The organism is Sphingomonas sp. IW22 (assembly GCF_041321155.1).
GTDB lineage: Bacteria > Pseudomonadota > Alphaproteobacteria > Sphingomonadales > Sphingomonadaceae > Sphingomonas.
The window spans coordinates 30,267-47,275 of sequence record NZ_JBGGWB010000005.1; the positions used below are offsets into that span (position 1 = coordinate 30,267).

Annotated in this window: 16 protein-coding genes and 1 tRNA gene; 7 read left to right on the top strand and 10 right to left on the bottom strand. The window is 66.8% G+C overall.

Going from position 1 to position 17,009, the window contains the following annotated elements:
* Position 1: 1 nt before the first annotated feature.
* The 4 genes from rapZ to ACAX61_RS15825 are packed head-to-tail and all read right to left on the bottom strand — an operon-like array spanning position 2 to position 3,660.
* Positions 2–952: an RNase adapter RapZ gene (gene rapZ / locus ACAX61_RS15810; protein WP_370715694.1), complete on the bottom strand. Its 951-nt coding sequence runs from the start codon at positions 950–952 to the stop codon at positions 2–4.
* On the bottom strand, positions 949–1,392 hold the full coding sequence (locus ACAX61_RS15815; protein WP_370715695.1) for an HPr kinase/phosphorylase: 444 nt from the start codon (positions 1,390–1,392) through the stop codon (positions 949–951). Before ACAX61_RS15815 ends, rapZ begins: the two co-directional genes overlap by 4 nt.
* Positions 1,389–2,981, bottom strand: coding sequence for a sensor histidine kinase (locus ACAX61_RS15820; protein WP_370715697.1), 1,593 nt, complete (start codon positions 2,979–2,981; stop codon positions 1,389–1,391). Before ACAX61_RS15820 ends, ACAX61_RS15815 begins: the two co-directional genes overlap by 4 nt.
* On the bottom strand, positions 2,950–3,660 hold the full coding sequence (locus tag ACAX61_RS15825; RefSeq protein WP_370715698.1) for a response regulator: 711 nt from the start codon (positions 3,658–3,660) through the stop codon (positions 2,950–2,952). The genes ACAX61_RS15820 and ACAX61_RS15825 overlap by 32 nt, the downstream gene beginning before the upstream one ends.
* Positions 3,661–3,782: 122 nt before the next feature.
* Here ACAX61_RS15825 and ACAX61_RS15830 point away from each other — a divergent pair, with 122 nt between their 5' ends.
* From ACAX61_RS15830 to asnB, 3 genes are all read left to right on the top strand, one after another.
* Positions 3,783–6,194 (top strand): hybrid sensor histidine kinase/response regulator, encoded by a 2,412-nt coding sequence (locus tag ACAX61_RS15830; RefSeq protein ID WP_370715699.1) that lies wholly within the window; start codon positions 3,783–3,785, stop codon positions 6,192–6,194.
* Positions 6,195–6,234: 40 nt separating this feature from the next.
* Positions 6,235–6,579 carry a response regulator gene (locus ACAX61_RS15835; RefSeq protein WP_370715700.1) on the top strand — a complete coding sequence of 115 codons (345 nt, stop codon included), beginning with the start codon at positions 6,235–6,237 and terminating at the stop codon, positions 6,577–6,579.
* Positions 6,580–6,725: 146 nt separating this feature from the next.
* Entirely contained in the window at positions 6,726–8,609 is a 1,884-nt protein-coding gene (asnB, locus tag ACAX61_RS15840; RefSeq protein WP_370715701.1) for an asparagine synthase (glutamine-hydrolyzing), read from the top strand.
* 24 nt (positions 8,610–8,633) lie between these two features.
* On the opposite strand, the gene ACAX61_RS15845 is transcribed toward asnB, so the two are convergent.
* A tRNA-Pro gene (locus ACAX61_RS15845) sits at positions 8,634–8,710 on the bottom strand.
* 51 nt (positions 8,711–8,761) lie between these two features.
* Positions 8,762–10,108: a methyl-accepting chemotaxis protein gene (locus ACAX61_RS15850; protein ID WP_370715702.1), complete on the bottom strand. Its 1,347-nt coding sequence runs from the start codon at positions 10,106–10,108 to the stop codon at positions 8,762–8,764.
* A 177-nt stretch (positions 10,109–10,285) separates the two neighbouring features.
* Here ACAX61_RS15850 and yajC point away from each other — a divergent pair, with 177 nt between their 5' ends.
* From yajC to ACAX61_RS15870, 4 genes are read left to right on the top strand one after another with little or no spacing between them, the layout of a single operon-like run.
* On the top strand, positions 10,286–10,621 hold the full coding sequence (gene yajC / locus ACAX61_RS15855; RefSeq protein WP_370715703.1) for a preprotein translocase subunit YajC: 336 nt from the start codon (positions 10,286–10,288) through the stop codon (positions 10,619–10,621).
* On the top strand, positions 10,621–12,210 hold the full coding sequence (gene secD / locus ACAX61_RS15860) for a protein translocase subunit SecD (RefSeq protein WP_370715704.1): 1,590 nt from the start codon (positions 10,621–10,623) through the stop codon (positions 12,208–12,210). Before yajC ends, secD begins: the two co-directional genes overlap by 1 nt.
* 11 nt (positions 12,211–12,221) lie before the next feature.
* Positions 12,222–13,190 carry a protein translocase subunit SecF gene (secF, locus tag ACAX61_RS15865; RefSeq protein ID WP_370715705.1) on the top strand — a complete coding sequence of 323 codons (969 nt, stop codon included), beginning with the start codon at positions 12,222–12,224 and terminating at the stop codon, positions 13,188–13,190.
* 6 nt (positions 13,191–13,196) lie between these two features.
* Positions 13,197–13,571, top strand: coding sequence for an Mth938-like domain-containing protein (locus ACAX61_RS15870; protein WP_370715706.1), 375 nt, complete (start codon positions 13,197–13,199; stop codon positions 13,569–13,571).
* Positions 13,572–13,575: 4 nt separating this feature from the next.
* Here ACAX61_RS15870 and ACAX61_RS15875 read toward each other — a convergent pair whose 3' ends face one another.
* From ACAX61_RS15875 to ACAX61_RS15890, 4 genes are all read right to left on the bottom strand, one after another.
* Positions 13,576–14,475, bottom strand: coding sequence for a DMT family transporter (locus ACAX61_RS15875; protein WP_370715707.1), 900 nt, complete (start codon positions 14,473–14,475; stop codon positions 13,576–13,578).
* A 77-nt stretch (positions 14,476–14,552) separates the two neighbouring features.
* Positions 14,553–14,918, bottom strand: coding sequence for a DUF4174 domain-containing protein (locus ACAX61_RS15880; protein ID WP_370715708.1), 366 nt, complete (start codon positions 14,916–14,918; stop codon positions 14,553–14,555).
* 44 nt (positions 14,919–14,962) lie between these two features.
* The gene (locus tag ACAX61_RS15885; protein WP_370715709.1) at positions 14,963–15,850 is read right to left on the bottom strand and encodes an acyl-CoA thioesterase; all 888 of its coding nucleotides are present in this window, start codon (positions 15,848–15,850) and stop codon (positions 14,963–14,965) included.
* Entirely contained in the window at positions 15,850–16,977 is a 1,128-nt protein-coding gene (locus tag ACAX61_RS15890; RefSeq protein WP_370715710.1) for an acyl-CoA dehydrogenase family protein, read from the bottom strand. Before ACAX61_RS15890 ends, ACAX61_RS15885 begins: the two co-directional genes overlap by 1 nt.
* Positions 16,978–17,009: the final 32 nt, after the last annotated feature.

Consider the following 17,009-nt stretch of genomic DNA (forward strand, 5'->3'; position numbering starts at 1 on the left):
GTCATAACCTTCTAGTCGAGACCGGCGCGCCTTCCAGCGAGTCCTGGGGCGCCGTGTTCAGATCACGATGTTGTACCGTGGGCGAAAATCCTTCGTCGCTCAACCGCCCCGCCACCCGGTCGGCCAGATGGACCGAACGATGCCGCCCGCCGGTGCAGCCGAAAGCGACGGTCACATATGCCTTTCCCTCGGCCCGGTAGCGGGGAAGCAGCATCAGCAACAGGTTCTCGATCGCCTCCACCGCCTGATTATAGGCGGGGTCGCCGCGCACATAATCGGCGACGTCGGGATCGAGTCCCGTTCCGGGACGAAGGGCGGGCACCCAGTGCGGGTTACGCAAAAACCGCATGTCGAACACCAGGTCGGCACTGCGCGGCAATCCGCGCGCAAAGCCGAAGGACATGACCGACAGCGTTGGCTCGCCGCGGCCCTCACCCCCGAACGTCGTGCGAATCTGCGCGGCCAGTTCGTTGGAGGACATGCCGGTCGTGTCGATCAGCCGCCCGGCCCAATGGCGCAGCGGCTGGAGCAGTTCACGCTCGCGATTGATGCCGTCGGCGGCGGGGCGATCCAGCGCCAGCGGGTGGCGGCGGCGCGTTTCCGAATAGCGGCGGACCAGCTCGGCACCCCCGCAATCCAGGAACAGCATGCCGATCTCGCGCCCTTCATCGGCCAGTTCCTGCACGCGTGCGGCAATGCGTGCGGCGTCGAACCCGCGTGTGCCGATGCCGATGCCCAGCGCCAGCGGTCGGTCGTCATTCTCCGCGCCTTCGGCCGGTGCGGTGGCAAGCAGCCGGTCGAGCAGCAGCAGCGGCAGATTATCGACGACTTCCCAACCCAGATCCTCCAGTGTGCGCAGCACCGTGGATTTGCCCGCACCCGACATGCCGGTGACGAGCAGGATACGGCGCGGCGGGGCCGGGGCAGGGGATGGGGCGTTCGCCTCGCTCATGCAGGCTCAGTATCGCCGATCACGCGGGCAAGCGCCAGTTCAACCTTGATCGGCGCCGAGGATTCCAGCGCAGCTAGCCCCACACAGGGCAATTGCACGCCCGCAATGGGCCGGGTCCGGTGTTCCAGCGGCATGCGTTCGGGTTCGGTTTCGCTGCGAACCACCAGCGCCACGGGTACGTCGTCGATCCATGGCATCGCCACGATGCCCAGCCCGCGCACTTCCATGCGGCCCCGGATGGTCGCTGGTGCAGACGCGAGCAGCAGGCCGTCGCGGTGATGCAACAGGGTCTGGTCATCGCTGACCAGCGTGGCGCCCCGGTCGATCAGCCGCAGCGCTAGGTCGGACTTGCCCGCGCCCGACCGCCCTTCGATCAAGACGGCATGGCCGCCGATCGCGACGCAGGTGGCGTGGCACAGCTCGTATTCGGGGGCAGTCATGGCTCGATCGGTTCCCCGTTCCCCTCGGCGGCGGGCAGGCGCACGACGAAGCGCGCACCGCTGACCCGATCCTCACGCGATTCGACATGGATGGTACCGGCATGGCCCTCCACAATCGTCCGTGCGATGGCAAGGCCCAGCCCCGAATGCTGGCCGAACGCTTCGCCTTCGGGGCGGACCGAATGGAAGCGGCGAAAGATCGCTTCGCGCGATTCGGGGGGTACGCCGGGGCCTTCGTCCTCGACACGGACGGTGATGACGCCGTCGCTGCGGCTGGCGCCGACCGACACGGTGGCGTCGCGCGGGGAAAAGGACACGGCGTTGTCGATCAGGTTTTCGAATACCCGCGCCAGCCGTGACCCTTCGCCCGCGACGATCAGCGGCGCCCCGCCGGGCAGGTCCAGCCGCAGCCGCACCCCGCCGGGCAGACCGCGCGCTTCCCAGGCGGCGACGATGGCCGACAGCATCGCAGACAGGTCCAGCGCCTCGAACTTGGCGCGGCTCAACTGCGCGTCGAGCCGGGATGCGTCGGAAATGTCGGTTATCAACCGGTCCAGCCGCAGCACGTCGGCACGCACGATATCCAGCAGCTGCGCCTGAAGCGCCGGGTCCTTGACCATGCCCAGCCCCTCCACCGCCGAACGCAGCGACGCCAGCGGATTCTTCAACTCGTGCGTCACATCGGCGGCGAACGCCTCGGTCGCGTCGATGCGTGCGCGCAACGCCTGGCTCATGTCCGACAGCGCGCGGGCCAGCATGCCGATCTCGTCGCGGCGGCTGGGCAGGCGGGGCACCACCACTTCGCGCGCGCGCCCCAGCCGGACGCGCACCGCCGCGCGCGCCAGCCGCCGCAGCGGACGGATGATGGTGCGTGCCAGGAACAGCGACAACAGGATCGAAACCAGCGCCACGATGGCCAGCACGACGCTCAGCCGCCAGCGTTCGGCACGCACCACGCTGGTAATGTCGCGCGCATTGACCGTGGTGAGCAGCGTGCCGCGCGCGCCAAGCGGGGCGGCGGCGGTGATGACGGGCGATCGATCCGGCGCGCGCCACAACGACGCGGGCGCCTCATGCGTCTGGAACGCGCGGCGCACATCGGGCCAGCGATATCCCTGCCGCCGGGGCTGTTCGCGATACAGCGGCGCCCGGTCCGCACCGACCACGGTGTCGATCCCCGCATCCAGAAACCGCCCGATCGCCTGTCCCATCGGATCCTTGTCCGGGTCGCGCAGCCGGAAATTGGCGACGCCCAGCGCGCGGCTGTCGTGGCGCTGCACCCCGGCGGGGTCAAAGGTGCGGATGCGCGTGCCGGTTTGCTTGGCCAGGCGGGTGACCAGTACTTCCTCGTCGCTCATCCGGGTGGCCATCAGCGCCTGCGCGATCAGCCGCGCTTCCCGGCTGGCTTGCTGCAGCCGCGCGTCGATCAGGCGCGTGCGATAGCTGTCGAGGTAAAAGAACCCGCCCGCCAGCAGCGCCAGCGCGAAGATGTTGACCGCCAGAATGCGCGGGGTGAGGCTGACGCGACCGGACCAGCGTATGGAAAGGTCGCTGTCCTCACTCTTCCGAGAAGCGATAACCTGCTCCATACAGGGTTTCGATGGCGTCGAACTTTGGGTCGACCTGCCGGAACTTGCGCCGGACGCGCTTGATGTGGCTGTCGATCGTCCGGTCATCGACGTAGATGTCGTCCTGATACGCGGCGTCCATCAACTGGTTGCGCGTTTTGACAATACCGGGACGCTGGGCCAGCGTTTCCAGGATCATGAACTCGGTCACGGTCAGCGTGACATTCTGTCCGCCCCACATCACCTTGTGCCGGGCAGGGTCCATGACCAGCCGGCCACGCTCCAGCGCGGGTGCCGGCGCCTCTCCCTCATCGCCGGTGCCATTTCCCGCTGCCGCTTCGGTGCGGCGCAGGATGGCGCGGATGCGCGCGATCAGCAGACGCTGGCTGAACGGTTTGGCGATATAATCGTCGGCGCCCATGGCCAGGCCCAGCGCCTCGTCCAGCTCGTCGTCCTTGCTGGTCAGGAAGATCACCGGAATCGCCGATTTTTCACGCAGCCGGCGTAACAGTTCCAACCCGTCCAGCCGCGGCATCTTGATGTCCAGCACTGCCAGTTCGGGGGGATTGTCGATCAGCGCCTTCAACGCCGCCTCCCCGTCCGAATAGACGCGCGTCAGAAATCCCTCTGCCTGAAGGGCGATGGAAACGGATGTCAGGATGTTGCGGTCGTCATCGACCAGGGCGATCGTTGCGCTCATTCATCGGAAACCGCTGGACGATCCATGCCGTTGGCCTAGCCGAAAGTGCGGCCCGGCTCAATCGGCGTGTTTGGGACCGGTCACATGCTTGACGCCCGCGCGACGCATGGCGAGACCGGGATATGGTCTCCGCATCTCTGTCTGCCCCCGATTCCGCTCCGCTAAACCGACAGGCGTTGTCGCTCGCGCTGGGCGGCGGTGTGGCGGCGGCGCTGGTTGCCCTGTGGGGGCTGGGCGACGGGCGGGTGGCGATTTCGTTTCTGGCGGGGGCCTTGCTGATCGCAGGCGGCGTGCTCGCATGGTCGCGGCTGCGTGGTGCCAAGGCCGTGGCAGCGATGCCCGACTGGTCGCTGGCGCAAACGCTGGCGTCGATCAGCGAAGACGCGGTCGCGGTGTCGGATCGTTCGGGGCGGCTGGTCTGCGCCAACCCGGCCTATCAGCGGATGTTCGGCGGGCTGCCGATGCCGTCGGGCGTGCCGCTGGACGACGATTCGCAGGTCCGGCTGGACGATCTGGCGCGCGCCGCCTGGCGCGACGGGGAGGTGGAGGCCGCAGGTGCGCTGCGCGAAGGACGGGCTATCATGGTGCGGGTCAGCCGCGCGGGTGACTCGACGCTGGTGTGGCGGTTCGCGCCGGGGCGTGGCGACGGTGCGCCCGGTTTTGGCGGTCCCGATCCGCTGCCGCTGGCGGTGGCCGCGATCAAGGGTGAGGCGGGCGAGCGGCTGGGCCTGGCTGGTGTGATGGCGGTCGCGATCCAGCCCGATGGCCGGATCGAGGCGGCGAACCGCGTCTTTGCCACCCGCGCCACCGGCAGCGCCGACGGCGTGGTCGAGGGGCGCGACTTTGCGCGCCTGATGCTGCTGGAACCCGGCGGCCATCTGCGTTTCGAGCGGGAGGGGGAAGCGGGCAATCCCGTGCGCCTGATCCAGGTCCCACTTTGCAGCGGCCCGGAGTCGCCGCTGTTCCTGGCGCTGGTGGATGAAGAGGATGCGGGCCTGCCCGCTTCCATCGGCAATGATGTCGCGGCGCATGTCCGCGCGCTGGTCACGCTGTTGCCCATCGGCGTCGCGATGATCGACCGTGAGGGGCGCTTCGTTCACATGAACAGCGCCTTTGCCAGGGCCACTGCGGTCAAGGCCGCCGCGCCGCCGCTCTACCCCGGCGATCTGGTGGTGCGCGAGGACAAGGCCGCGCTGGCCGACGCGATCCGGCGTTTTTCGGGCGGCGCCAGCCATGCCGCCGACATGCAGGTCCGCCTGGCGATCCGGCCGGAAGAGCCGGTGTCGCTCACGCTGGCCGGTGCGCGCGGGCTGGGCGACGCGGCGGTGATCCTGTGCCTTAAGGAATCGGGGCAGGAAGGGCGCCTCAAGCGTCAGGTGGCACAGGCGACCAAGATGCAGGCCATTGGTCAGCTGGCCGGCGGCGTCGCGCATGACTTCAACAACATCCTGACCGCGATCATCGGTCACAGCGACCTGATGCTGAAACGCCATTCGCCCGGCGACAGCGATTATGACGATATTCAGCAGGTGCGCGCCAATGCCAATCGCGCCGCTGCGCTGACGCGGCAGCTTCTGGCCTTTTCCCGGCAGCAGACGTTGCGGCCGCAGGTGCTGCAACTGCCCGATGTCGTGTCAGAGGTATCGCACCTGCTGACCCGCCTGTTGGGTGAAACGGTGCGGCTGGAGGTCAAGCACGGTCGCGGGCTGGGCGCCGTGCGTGCCGATCCGGGACAGCTTGAACAGGTGATCGTCAACCTGTCGGTCAATGCCCGCGACGCCATGCTGTCCAAGGACCCAAGCGGCGCCGGAACGCTGACCATCGAGACGTTGAGCATCGACCGTGCAGAGGTGAAGCGGATGGGCAATGAGGTGCTGCCCGTCGCGGAATATTCGGTACTGCGGATCAGCGACACCGGCACCGGCATCCCGACCGATGTATTGCCAAACATCTTCGAGCCGTTCTTCACGACCAAGGAACTGGGCAAGGGCACGGGGCTGGGCCTGTCCACCGTCTATGGCATCGTCAAGCAATCGGGCGGCTATATCTTTGCCGATTCCCCGCCGGGGCGCGGGGCGACGTTCAGCATCTATCTGCCCGTCTATGCCGCAGGCGAACTGCCCGCGCCCAAGCCGGTAAAGCGTGCGCCGCGGCGCCAGCATACCTGGGGCAGCGGCACGATCCTGCTGGTGGAGGATGAAGCGATGGTGCGCGCGGTCGCCGAACGCGCGCTGTCGCGACAGGGTTACAAGGTGCTGGTCGCGGACCATGGCGAGGCCGCGCTGGATCTGCTGCAAAGCACCGGGCGACCTGATCTGCTGATCTCGGACGTGGTGATGCCCGTGATGGACGGCCCGACCATGGTGCGAAAGGTTCGCGAAAGCTATCCCGACCTGCCGATCCTGTTCATGTCCGGCTATGCCGAGGAACAGTTGCGCCGATCCATCGACCTCGAAAACGTGGCGTTTCTGCCCAAGCCATTCTCGGTCCAGCAGCTTGCCGAAGCGGCACGCGAAGCGCTGGGCAGCGATTGAGGGGTTGGCGTAGCGGCCCTGCCATGCTTATGACCGGTCGATGACCGAAGCCAAGCGTATCCTCATCGTCGAGGACGAGCCCCTGATCGCCATGATGCTTGAGGATTTCCTCGACGCGCTGGGCAAGGAGGTGGCCGGAACCGCCGAAACCGTCGCGAGCGCGCTCGACCGAGTCGCGGCTGGCGGCATCGACGCGGCGATTCTCGACGTCAACCTGCGGGGTGGCGAGAAAAGCTGGCCTGTGGCTGACGCGCTGGCAGCGGCGGACATTCCGTTCGTGCTGGCAACCGGCGGTGACACGGTGGCGCCCGACCATTCGTCGCGCCCGGTACTGGCCAAGCCCTTTACCATGGACGGTGTGGAGCGGGCACTCTCCTCGCTCTGATCGCGGCGGGCGACGGCCCGGCGATGGCGAACGCATATTGCCGCCGCGCATTATCGAAACCGTTGAAGTCGAAGAGGTTGCAGGTGACATTGCTGCGGGGCGAACAGGTGGCGACCGCCGACCGCGCCGCCGGGTGTCGGTAGCTGATGTCCGGCATCGCGGGGCTGTTCTATCCCGGCACACCAAAGCCCGTCGATCCCGGCCGGGTTGCGCACATGTGCGACGCCATGGCGCATCGCGGCCCCGACGGGGCAGGGGTGTGGACCGGACCCGGCATCGGGCTTGGCCATCGGCGGCTGGCCACCATCGACGCGAGCGGCGGGCGTCAACCCATGGCGAGCGAGGACGGCACGCTGACCGTCAGCTTTGACGGCGCCATCTATAACCTTCACGAATTGCGCGCAGGGCTGGCGGAAAAGGGCGCCCGGTTCCGCACCGACAGCGATGCCGAAGTGCTGCTGCACGGCTGGCGCGCGTGGGGGCCGGACTTGCTGTCGCGGCTGAACGGCATCTTCGCCATCGCCCTGCACGATGCGGCGCGCCAGACGCTGTTCCTTGCCCGCGACCGGCTGGGCGCCAAGCCGCTCCACCATGTCGAACTGGCTGACGGCGCGGTCGCCTTTGCCAGCGAGTTGAAGGGGCTGCTGGCCCATCCGCTGGTGCGCCGCTCGGTCGATCCCACCGCGATCGAGGATTTTATGGGCCTGGGCTACGTCCCCGACGACGCGTGCATCGTCGCCGGGGTGCGAAAGCTGGCGGCGGGGCATTTTCTGTTGATTCAGCGCGGGCATCCGGTGCCGTCGCCGCGCCAATGGTGGGACATCGACTTTTCGGCGCGCACCGGCGGCGGCGTCGCGGATCTGACCGAGGCACTGACCGGACGGCTGCGGGCGGCTGTGCGTTCCCGCATGGTTGCGGATTTGCCGCCGGGCGCGTTTCTGTTAGGCGACATCGATACGGCAGCGGTCGTCGCGCTGATGGCGGAATCGTCGAAGCAGGCGGTGCGGACTTTCGCCGTCGGCGCTGATGCCGGCGATGCGGATGAGCGCGCCACCGCTCGCTCGATCGCCGCGCGTTTCGCGACCGATCATCGCGATGCGGCGGTGGGGGATGAAGACCTTGCACTGATCGACACTCTTGTCGCCGCCTTTGACGAGCCGTTTGGCGATCCGTCCGCACTGGCCACCTATCGCCGGTGCGAACTGGCGCGCGGGCGGGTCAGCGTGGCGCTGTCGGGCGTGGGCGCGGACCAGGCGCTGGCGGGCGATCCGCGCCACCGCGACCATGTGGTGGAGGGGCGGATGCGTGCGGTGATGCCTGCGCCGCTGCGCCGCGCGGCGGGCGCGCTTGGCCGCATCTATCCGCAGGCCGATTGGATGCCCCCTCCCATGCGCGCGCGCACCCGGCTGCTGGCGCTGGCAGAGGATGGGCCGACCGCTTATGCGAAAGGCGTCAGCGTGACGCGGCCCGAATTGCGCGCGCGGCTATATAATGATGCGATGATGCGCGCGCTGGGCGACCATGCGGCGGAACTGCGATATTGGCGGACCATGCGCGCGGCGCCGGGTCGCGACGCGTTGGACGCCGCGCAATATGCCGATCTTCGCCACGCCTTGTCCGGTGGTATTCTGACGGAGATCGACCGCGTCGGCATGGCGGCGGGGCTGGAGGTGCGCGAACCGCTGCTCGACCACCAGTTGATCGAATTTGCCGCCACCTTGCCCATATCGCTGCGGATTCGCGGCGGGCAGGGCAAATGGCTGATGAAGCGCGCACTGGAGCCATGGTTGCCGCGTGAGGTGCTGTATCGCTCGCCACCGGTGCCGGTGGCGCCGCTTGGCGTATGGTTTCGCGGACCGCTGGCGGAAGAGGGGCTGGCACTTGCCCGTGCGCCGATGCTGGCAAACTGGTTTCAACCCGCTGCGATCGAAACGCTGGCGCGCGATCATCAGGCCGGGCGCGCCGATCATGGCCGCACCCTGTGGCAGCTGATGATGCTGGAACGCAGCACCCGCCGCCTGTTCGGCTGATTCGCCGTCTGATTGTCCGAAAAATGGTCGGGGCGACAGGATTCGAACCTGCGACCCCCACACCCCCAGTGTGATGCGCTACCAGGCTGCGCTACGCCCCGACCGGAGCCGGGGCCTCTACGCGCATCGCGTGGGCGATGCAAGCGCCGCGTTCAGGCGGTGGGTGCGAAAGATGTGTCGGCGCGCACTTCGTTCAGAAACCCGCGCGCCTGCCCCGCCAGCGCGCGCGCCTGTGCCGCCAGTCTTTCGGCCAGCGTCTGCATCTCTGCCGATGATTCGCGGGCAAGTGTGGCCTGATCGCCGATGCCCTGTGCCTGGGCGCGCATCGCCTCTGCCCCCGATGCGGCTTCGCCGACATGGGTGGCGATGGTGTGCATGGTGCCGCGCTGGGTTTCGGCAGCGTCCATGATCCGGGTCGAGCGATCAGCGATGCTGCGGACGGCACCGTCGATCCTGCGATGCGCTTCGGTCACGTCGGCGATGGCGGCCTGAACATCGGCAACATGGGTCGCGACGGTGTCGGCGGCGCGCGCGGTCTGCGTCGACAATTGTTTGATCGCCCCGGCCACCACAGCAAACCCGCGCCCGGCATCGCCGGCACGCGCCGCCTCGATCGTGGCGTTCAGGGCCAGCATGTTCACTTCGCCCGCGATGCTGCCGATGATCTGGGCAATCGCGCCGATCGATTCGGCGGATCTGCCCAGCGCCTCGGTCCGGGCGGCGCCGTCGCCCACCACCGACACGGCATCGGCCACCAGCGCCTGTGCCGCGCGCGTGTCATCGGCCACGCCGGTCAGGGCGTGCAGCAGGGCGCGGCCCTCGGCCTCGATCTCCTCAAGATGGCGTGCGCCACGGGCGGTGGTGGACGCCATTTCGGCAGCGCGCGTGCCTGCGTCGGCGGCGCGGACGTCGGTGGCGTTGCCGTGATCCTTGATCGCGTCGGCAAGCTGGGCCAGTTCGCACGCCAGCCGCTCAACCTCGGCTTCGAAACCGATGCTGGCCTGTTCGATCCGCGTTGCCCGTTCCAGCTGGCCGCGCGCGCGCTCAGCCTCGTTGCGGGCGGCCAGCAGCACCAGCCGCCGGTTCGACAGTGTGGCGAACAGCCGCCCCGCGCGCGTCAGGATCATGCCCTCGCTGCCGTCAGCCGCCTGATAGCATGCGATCAACTCTGCCACCGGACGCCCCGCATCCACGATCGGCACAGCGCGGATATAATCGCACAGGCTGGCGCCATAGGCCGGGTTGCGCAGCAGCGCGTGCCCATAGGGGTTTAGCAGCAGCTGGCGGATATCGCGCTCCAGCAGGCCACCGACCGGGCGCACATCGTCATCGACCACCGCGATGAAGCGTGCGTCTGGATTGCGCTGGAACAGATCGGCCGCCACCTCAAGCCGGGCATCGCGGGCGATCGCCAGGGGCGCGCGCTCGGCGGGGGTCAGCCAGTCGACGTTGCCGCCGGTGGGTGCGTCGGGGATGGCGGTGGTCGACGGTCGAAACATGCTGCATCTGCTAAGGGCGGTGCGTTAACGCGTGCTTAGGATTTGGTGACACTTCAATGACGGCAATACGGCGATCGGTGCGCAGTGGTTGCATGGCAGACCCCTGCATGATAGCGCGCGCCGCTTGAACGGGGCGCTTCGTCCCGCCCTTCGAACACAGGCGTTTTCGACCCCATCATGTTCGTTTCTCCCGCATTCGCTCAATCCGCCGGCGCAGCGTCGCCCGGCATCGCTGGTCAGATCATCGGCATCGCGCCGCTTATCCTGATCTTTGTCGCCTTTTATTTCCTGATGATCCGTCCGCAGCAAAAGCGGATGCGCACGCTTCAGAACGCGATCGCCAATGCAAAGCGCGGCGATACCGTGGTCACTGGCGGCGGCCTGGTCGGCAAGGTGACCAAGGTCGAGGATCAGCATCTTGAGGTCGAGATCGCCCCCAATGTCCGCGTGCGCGTGGTCAAGGGGACGATTGCCGATGTGACGCCGCTGGGCGGCAAGCCGGCCAACGACTGATGCTGGACTTTCCGGCCTGGAAGAAGTGGCTCACCTGGGCCACGGTGGTTTTCGGCGTCCTGCTGTCGGTGCCGTCGCTGTTGCCGCCGTCGGTTTCGAACCAGCTTCCCGGCTGGATGACGCGGACCACGGTCAATCTCGGCCTCGATCTGGCGGGCGGCAGCTATATTCTGCTCGAAGCGCAGACCAGCGACGTCCGCAATCAGCGCCTTGAGTCGATGCGGGACACCATTTTAGGTGAAATGCGCCGCGCGCCGCGCATTGCCATCGGTGACATTTCGACTCGCGACGGTCGCGTCAGCTTCATGGTCCGCGACGTCAGCCAGGTCGATGCCGTGCGTGAGCGGCTGTTGCCGCTGACGGCGGGCGCGGGGCTGACCGGCCAGCGCGACTGGGATATCGAAGTGCGCGACACCACGCGCTTTGTGATGACCCCGACCGAAGCGGGCCTGACACAGGCGGTCGAGCAGGCGATGGTCGACGCGACCGAAGTCGTGCGTCGCCGCGTCGACGAACTGGGGACCCGCGAACCGACGATCATTCGTCAGGGCGCGAACCGTATCGTCGTGCAGGTTCCGGGTCTTCAGGACCCGCAGGCGCTGAAGGAATTGCTGGGCAAGACCGCGCGTCTTGAATTCAAGCTGGTCGACACGACCGCCGACCCGGCAGCAATTGCCCGCAATCAGGCACCGATCGGCAGCCAGATCCTGCCCTATCCCACGGCTGGCGGGCCGATCGCGGTTCAGCGTTCGACGATCATTTCGGGCGACCAGATCGCTGACGCGCGTCAGGAATATGATCCCCAGACCGGCGCGCCAATCGTCGGCATCCGTTTCAATGCGGAGGGCGGTCGCCGCTTTGCCCGTGTGACGCAGGAGAATGTCGGCAAGCCCTTTGCCATTATCGTCGACAATTCGGTGATCTCGGCGCCCAACATCAACGAACAGATCCTTGGCGGCGCGGCCAGCATTTCGGGTGGGTTCACCGTCGAAAGCGCCAATCAGCTCGCGATCGCGCTGCGTTCGGGCAAGCTGCCCGTTGACCTGTCGGTGATTGAGGAATCGACGATCAGCTCCGAACTGGGTGCCGATTCGCGTACTTCGGGCATCATCGCAGGTGCCATCGGCACGCTGGCGATCATCATCCTGATGCTCGTCGCCTATCTGCGCTTCGGTGTGTACGCCAACATCGCGCTGGTCGTTAACGTGCTGATGATCATCGGCGTCATGGCGCTGTTCAACGCGACGCTGACGTTGCCGGGCATCGCCGGCTTCGTGCTGACCATCGGTGCCGCAGTCGACGCCAACGTGCTGATCAACGAACGAATCCGTGAGGAACGGCGGCGCGGGCGCAGCGTCAATGCCGCAGTCGAGTTCGGCTATCGGGAGGCGACTCGCGCAATTTTTGATGCCAACGTCACCAACGCCATTGCGGCGGTCATGATGTTCGTGTTCGGCGCGGGACCGGTTCGCGGGTTCGCCGTCGTGCTCATCATCGGTATCGTCACGTCGGTCTTCACCGCGGTCACGTTCACCCGCCTGATGGTCGCGAACTGGCTCCAGAAGCGTCCGCGCGAGCTGGTGATCTGAGGAACAATTTCATGCATCCGCTCAAGCTCGTTCCCGATAACACGAACATCGATTTCATGGCGTTCCGGCGCATTGCCGCCGTCATCTCCACGGTGCTGGTAATCGCTTCGATTGCGCTGCTCGCCGCGCGGGGGCTGAATTTCGGCATCGATTTCGTTGGTGGCCAACTTGTCCGCGTGTCGTTCTCGCAAGACGTCGAGATCGATCAGCTTCGCCAGCGTGTCGAAGCGCTCGGCGTTGGCGATGCGACGATCCAGCAGTTCGGCAGCCCACGCGAGATCGCCATCCGGATGCCGGTGCCCGAGAATGAGACGCCGCAGTCGGCCAGCCAGGCGGCGCAGAAGCTGCGCGACACCATCGAGTCGGCTTATCCCGGCGCGCGGGTCGGGTCGGTCGAGGCGGTGTCGGGCAAGGTGTCGGGCGAGTTGTTCGAAAAGGGTGCGTTGGCTCTTGGCCTCGCGATGATCGCCATCGCGATCTATATCTGGTTCCGGTTCGAATGGCAGTTCGGCGTCGGCGCGCTGCTCGCGCTGGCGCAGGATATGCTCGTCGTACTCGGTTTCTTCGCGTTGACGCAGCTCGAATTCGACCTAAACACCATCGCTGCACTGCTGACGATCATCGGCTATTCGCTGAACGACAAGATCGTCATCTTCGACCGTGTTCGCGAAAACCTGCGCAAGTTTCGGCGCATGGGTATCGTCGAGATCCTGAACCTGTCGATCAACGAGACGCTGTCGCGCACGGTAATGACCTCGCTGTCAATTACCATGCCGCTGCTGGTACTCGTCTTCTTCGGCCCGGACGTGATCTTTGGTTTCAGCCTTGCGATGGCGCTGGGCATCATCGTCGGTACCTGGTCTTCGATGTTCGTCGGCAACGGTATCCTCATCCAGTTCAACGTATCGCCCGAAAGCTTCGATCAGAAGGCCGTCGGGGCGAACGCCAATGCGGAGCGTGTTGCCCCGCGCGAGCGTTGATCGTTCATGCGAATGGATCGTGATGCGCGCGGCGAGGGGCCGCTGATTACCGCAATTGTCGGGCGCGGCTTTCGCGTGGACGATGGCGTGTATGAAGGGTTGGCCATTACCCCGGTGCGCGCCGACGGCTGGGCACCGCCGCCCATCGCGGAACTGACGCTGGATCATCTGGCGCCCGTGCTGGCGGTCGATCCGGTGCCGGAGTTCCTCATTCTTGGCACCGGTACGCGGATGCTGCGCCCGCCGCGCACGCTGGTCGATGCGCTGGAGGCACGCGGTATCGGCATGGAGGCGATGGACAGCCGCGCCGCCGCGCGCGCATGGGGCGTCCTGCGCGCCGAATTGCGCTGGGTAACGGCCGCGCTTTACCCGCTCGACTGAGCGGTCAGGGGATCAGCGGCTTGGCGGCGCTGGCCGCCTTTCGCAGCCGATGTTCGCGCAGCGCGATATACAGGCCGCTACCGATCAGCAGCGGTGCGCCGATCCATGTCGTGTCGCTTGGCAGTTGATCGAACAACAACCAGCCGAACAGCGTCGCCCAAATGAGTGCCGAATAATCCATCGGCACGACGACCGACACCGGTGCATGGCGCAACGCCGCCGTTAATGCGATCTGACCCGCGCCTCCCACCGCGCCGACGGCTGCCAGCAGCGCCCAGGTGGCGGCGTCATGCGCGCGAAAGTCGAGCAACCAGGCAACGCCCAGTGGGGGCACCGACAATAGCGAGAACCAGAAAACCGTCGCTCCGGCACTTTCGGTGCGCCCGATCTGGCGCAGCAGGATCGAGATGACCGCGATCATGAACGCCGCCGCCAGGCCGACCGCCGCGCCCGTCAGCGGCACGCCATGGCCGCCCGGCTGTGCGATGATCAGGATACCGGCAAACCCCATCAGCACCGCACTCCAGCGATGAACCCCTGTCGGCTCGCGCAGCCAGAGCGCCCCCAGCAGCGTGGCAAAGATGGGCGCTGCGAACTGGAAACTGGTCGCCTCTGCCAGCGGCAGCAGGTGGATGGAGCCGAAGGTCGCGGTCATGCCCAGAAGTCCCGCGGCGGTGCGACCCAGATGTGCCGAAAACCGTTTGGTCCGCACGCTTTTCAGGTTGCCCGTGGCTGTCAGCCATCCAAGCACGATCGGCAGCGCGCAAAGCTGTCGAAAGAACATGGTCTCGCCAAGTGCGGCACCGCGCGCCTCGGCCAGTTTGACCAGCGCCGCCATCGTGCCCAGCAACGCGACCGCCAGCAGACGCAGGCCGATGCCCGTCAGGATGCGGTCGGTGGACATGCCCCATCGCTAGGCGCGGGCATGGTGCGCCGCAACGCTATTCTACGCGCATCTCGCGACGGCGCATGGGCATGGCATCAATGGTGCGGTTCAGGCGCTCGACCGCCACGATGTCCCTCCGCGCGCAGCTTCACCCCGCCGTCACGACCGATCAACAGGACGCCGAACGCGCGACTGGGTACCGAATAACGCTGTCGCAGTGCCGCAGCATAGTCGTGCGCGCCGGCAACCGTGTCACCGATCACCTCGATCACATGGACGTCACGTTCGATCAGCGCGGCGCGAGCGTCGCGCAGCATCGCCTGTTGCTGGCGCAACCGTGCATCGTCGCGGGCGGGGGCAAACAGCATGATAATGCGCGGGTTCGACAGGCGCGTTTCAATGGCGTCCGGTTGCGGCTGAACCGCGGCGGCAAGGCTTAAGGGTAGAAGCGAACCAATCACCCCCGATCAACGCAGCATTGCGCGGAAAGTGCCGCCTTTTCAGGCTAGTCCCGCTTGCGGATCAGTCCTTCCTGCGCGCAGCTGGCGACCAGCCGACCATCGCGGGTGTAGATGCGACCATGGTTCAGTCCGCGTGCGTGGCCCGACCACGGGCTGTCGGTCGTATAGAGAAGCCATTCGTCGGCCCGGAACGGTTCGTGCAGCCACACCGCATGGTCGAGGCTGGCAGTCTGGACGCTGCCCGTCATCCAGCTGACCCCGTGCGGCAACATGCAGGTGCCGAGCAGCGTCATGTCGCTGGCATAGGCCAGCATCGCGCGGTGCAGCGCCGGATCGTCGGGCAACGGGGCGACCACGCGGAACCAGCTATGCTGCACCGGTTCGCGCGGTGCGGGGGCGAACCATTCGCGCGGGTCGACGGGCCGGATTTCGATGGGGCGCGCGCGCAGGAAGAAGCGGCGAAGCTTCTCCGGCACCTGTGCCTGTATCTCGTCGCGCAGTTCGCTCTCGCTGCGCAGTGTCTCTGGCGCGGGCACGTCGGGCATCGGCCGTTGGTGCGTCAGTCCGCTTTCAGGCCGCTGGAACGACGCGATCATGTTCAGGATCGGCTGACCGCGCTGCATGGCGATGACGCGGCGATTGGCAAAGCTGCGCCCTTCGAAATCGCGCACCACGCGGTAGACGATCGGATGATCCTCGCTGCCCGGCCGCATGAAATAGGCATGGAGCGAATGCGCGACCTTGTCGTCGTCGATCGAACGCTGTGCTGCCTGAAGCGCTTGGGCGATGACTTGCCCGCCGAATACGCGACCGACGCCGCCGGGCTGGCGGCTGCCGCGATACAGGTCGGTGTCGATCGTCTCGACATCGAGCAGCGTGGTCAGTTCCGCGACCAGCGCATCGGGCGTGGTCGCGCGTTCGCCGTCGGCCATCAGTAACCATTCTCCCGCGCCAGGGCGTCGGCGTGGAAATTGCTGTCGCCGAACATCTCGGCCAGGACGCGTGCGCGCTTCATGTAAAAGCCGATGTCATATTCGTCGGTCATGCCGATGCCGCCATGCATCTGCACGCCTTCCTGCACGGCCAGTGTGGTGGCAAGCCCCGTCATCGCCTTTGCCACCGCCGTCGCCTGTGCCGCGCGCGGATCGTCTGCGTCGAGCAGTTGCTGCGCCTTGAGCACGGCGGCGCGGGCGACCTCCATTTCCGAATAGAGATGCGCGGCGCGGTGCTGAAGCGCCTGAAAGCTGCCGATCGGCTGTCCGAACTGTTTGCGCTGCTTCAGATAATCGGTCGTCATGTCCATCGCGCCACCGCCGACGCCCAGCAGTTCGGCAGCAACGCCGGTGCGCCCGGCGGCCAGCATCCGGTCGATTACGGCGCGACCGCCATCAACCTCGCCCACTACGGCATCGGCGTCGACCGCCACGCCGTCAAAGCGCACCTCGCTGGCCAGGCTCGCATCGGTCAGGCGGCGCGGATCGGTGGTCAGCCCGTTGCTGTCGCGGGGAAGCGCGAACAGCGTGATGCCGTCCGCCTCATCGGCGCTGCCGGCGGTGCGCGCGGCGACCAGGATCAGGTCGGCGACATGGGCGTGGTGGACGAACCTTTTGGTGCCAGACAGGCGAAAGCCATTGCCCGAACGCTCCGCCGTCATCGCGACGCGACCGTCATGTTTGGCACCTTCGTCAATGGCCAGCGCGGCGACGGTTTCGCCCGCGACGATGGCGGGGAACCAGCGTTCGGCATGGGCGGTGCCACCCAGCGCCGCGACCGCCGCCACCGATGTGGTGAGGAACGGGGAGGGCGACAGGTTGCGGCCGATTTCCTCCATCACCACGCCCGCTTCGACATGGCCAAGGCCGAGCCCGCCCTGCGCCTCTGGCACCATGATGCCGGTGAAACCCATTTCGGCGAATTGCCGCCACAGGTCGCGGCTGAACCCGGTTTCGTCCCTGGCATCGCGCAGGGCGCGCATGTGCCGCACGGGCGAATGTTCGGCCACGAAATCGCGTGCGGTATCGCGCAGCATCGTCTGTTCGTCGTTCAGGAAAAGCGGCATTTCAGGTCCCTCCCGCAGGTCCGGTCGCTGCC

Bases quoted from the DNA above. Each gene is read 5' to 3' on its own strand.
- rapZ (WP_370715694.1), bottom strand. From the start codon at position 952: ATGAGCGAGGCGAACGCCCCATCCCCTGCCCCGGCCCCGCCGCGCCGT.
- ACAX61_RS15815 (WP_370715695.1), bottom strand. From the start codon at position 1,392: ATGACTGCCCCCGAATACGAGCTGTGCCACGCCACCTGCGTCGCGATC.
- ACAX61_RS15820 (WP_370715697.1), bottom strand. From the start codon at position 2,981: ATGGAGCAGGTTATCGCTTCTCGGAAGAGTGAGGACAGCGACCTTTCC.
- ACAX61_RS15825 (WP_370715698.1), bottom strand. From the start codon at position 3,660: ATGAGCGCAACGATCGCCCTGGTCGATGACGACCGCAACATCCTGACA.
- ACAX61_RS15830 (WP_370715699.1), top strand. From the start codon at position 3,783: ATGGTCTCCGCATCTCTGTCTGCCCCCGATTCCGCTCCGCTAAACCGA.
- ACAX61_RS15835 (WP_370715700.1), top strand. From the start codon at position 6,235: ATGACCGAAGCCAAGCGTATCCTCATCGTCGAGGACGAGCCCCTGATC.
- asnB (WP_370715701.1), top strand. From the start codon at position 6,726: ATGTCCGGCATCGCGGGGCTGTTCTATCCCGGCACACCAAAGCCCGTC.
- ACAX61_RS15850 (WP_370715702.1), bottom strand. From the start codon at position 10,108: ATGTTTCGACCGTCGACCACCGCCATCCCCGACGCACCCACCGGCGGC.
- yajC (WP_370715703.1), top strand. From the start codon at position 10,286: ATGTTCGTTTCTCCCGCATTCGCTCAATCCGCCGGCGCAGCGTCGCCC.
- secD (WP_370715704.1), top strand. From the start codon at position 10,621: ATGCTGGACTTTCCGGCCTGGAAGAAGTGGCTCACCTGGGCCACGGTG.
- secF (WP_370715705.1), top strand. From the start codon at position 12,222: ATGCATCCGCTCAAGCTCGTTCCCGATAACACGAACATCGATTTCATG.
- ACAX61_RS15870 (WP_370715706.1), top strand. From the start codon at position 13,197: ATGCGAATGGATCGTGATGCGCGCGGCGAGGGGCCGCTGATTACCGCA.
- ACAX61_RS15875 (WP_370715707.1), bottom strand. From the start codon at position 14,475: ATGTCCACCGACCGCATCCTGACGGGCATCGGCCTGCGTCTGCTGGCG.
- ACAX61_RS15885 (WP_370715709.1), bottom strand. From the start codon at position 15,850: ATGGCCGACGGCGAACGCGCGACCACGCCCGATGCGCTGGTCGCGGAA.
- ACAX61_RS15890 (WP_370715710.1), bottom strand. From the start codon at position 16,977: ATGCCGCTTTTCCTGAACGACGAACAGACGATGCTGCGCGATACCGCA.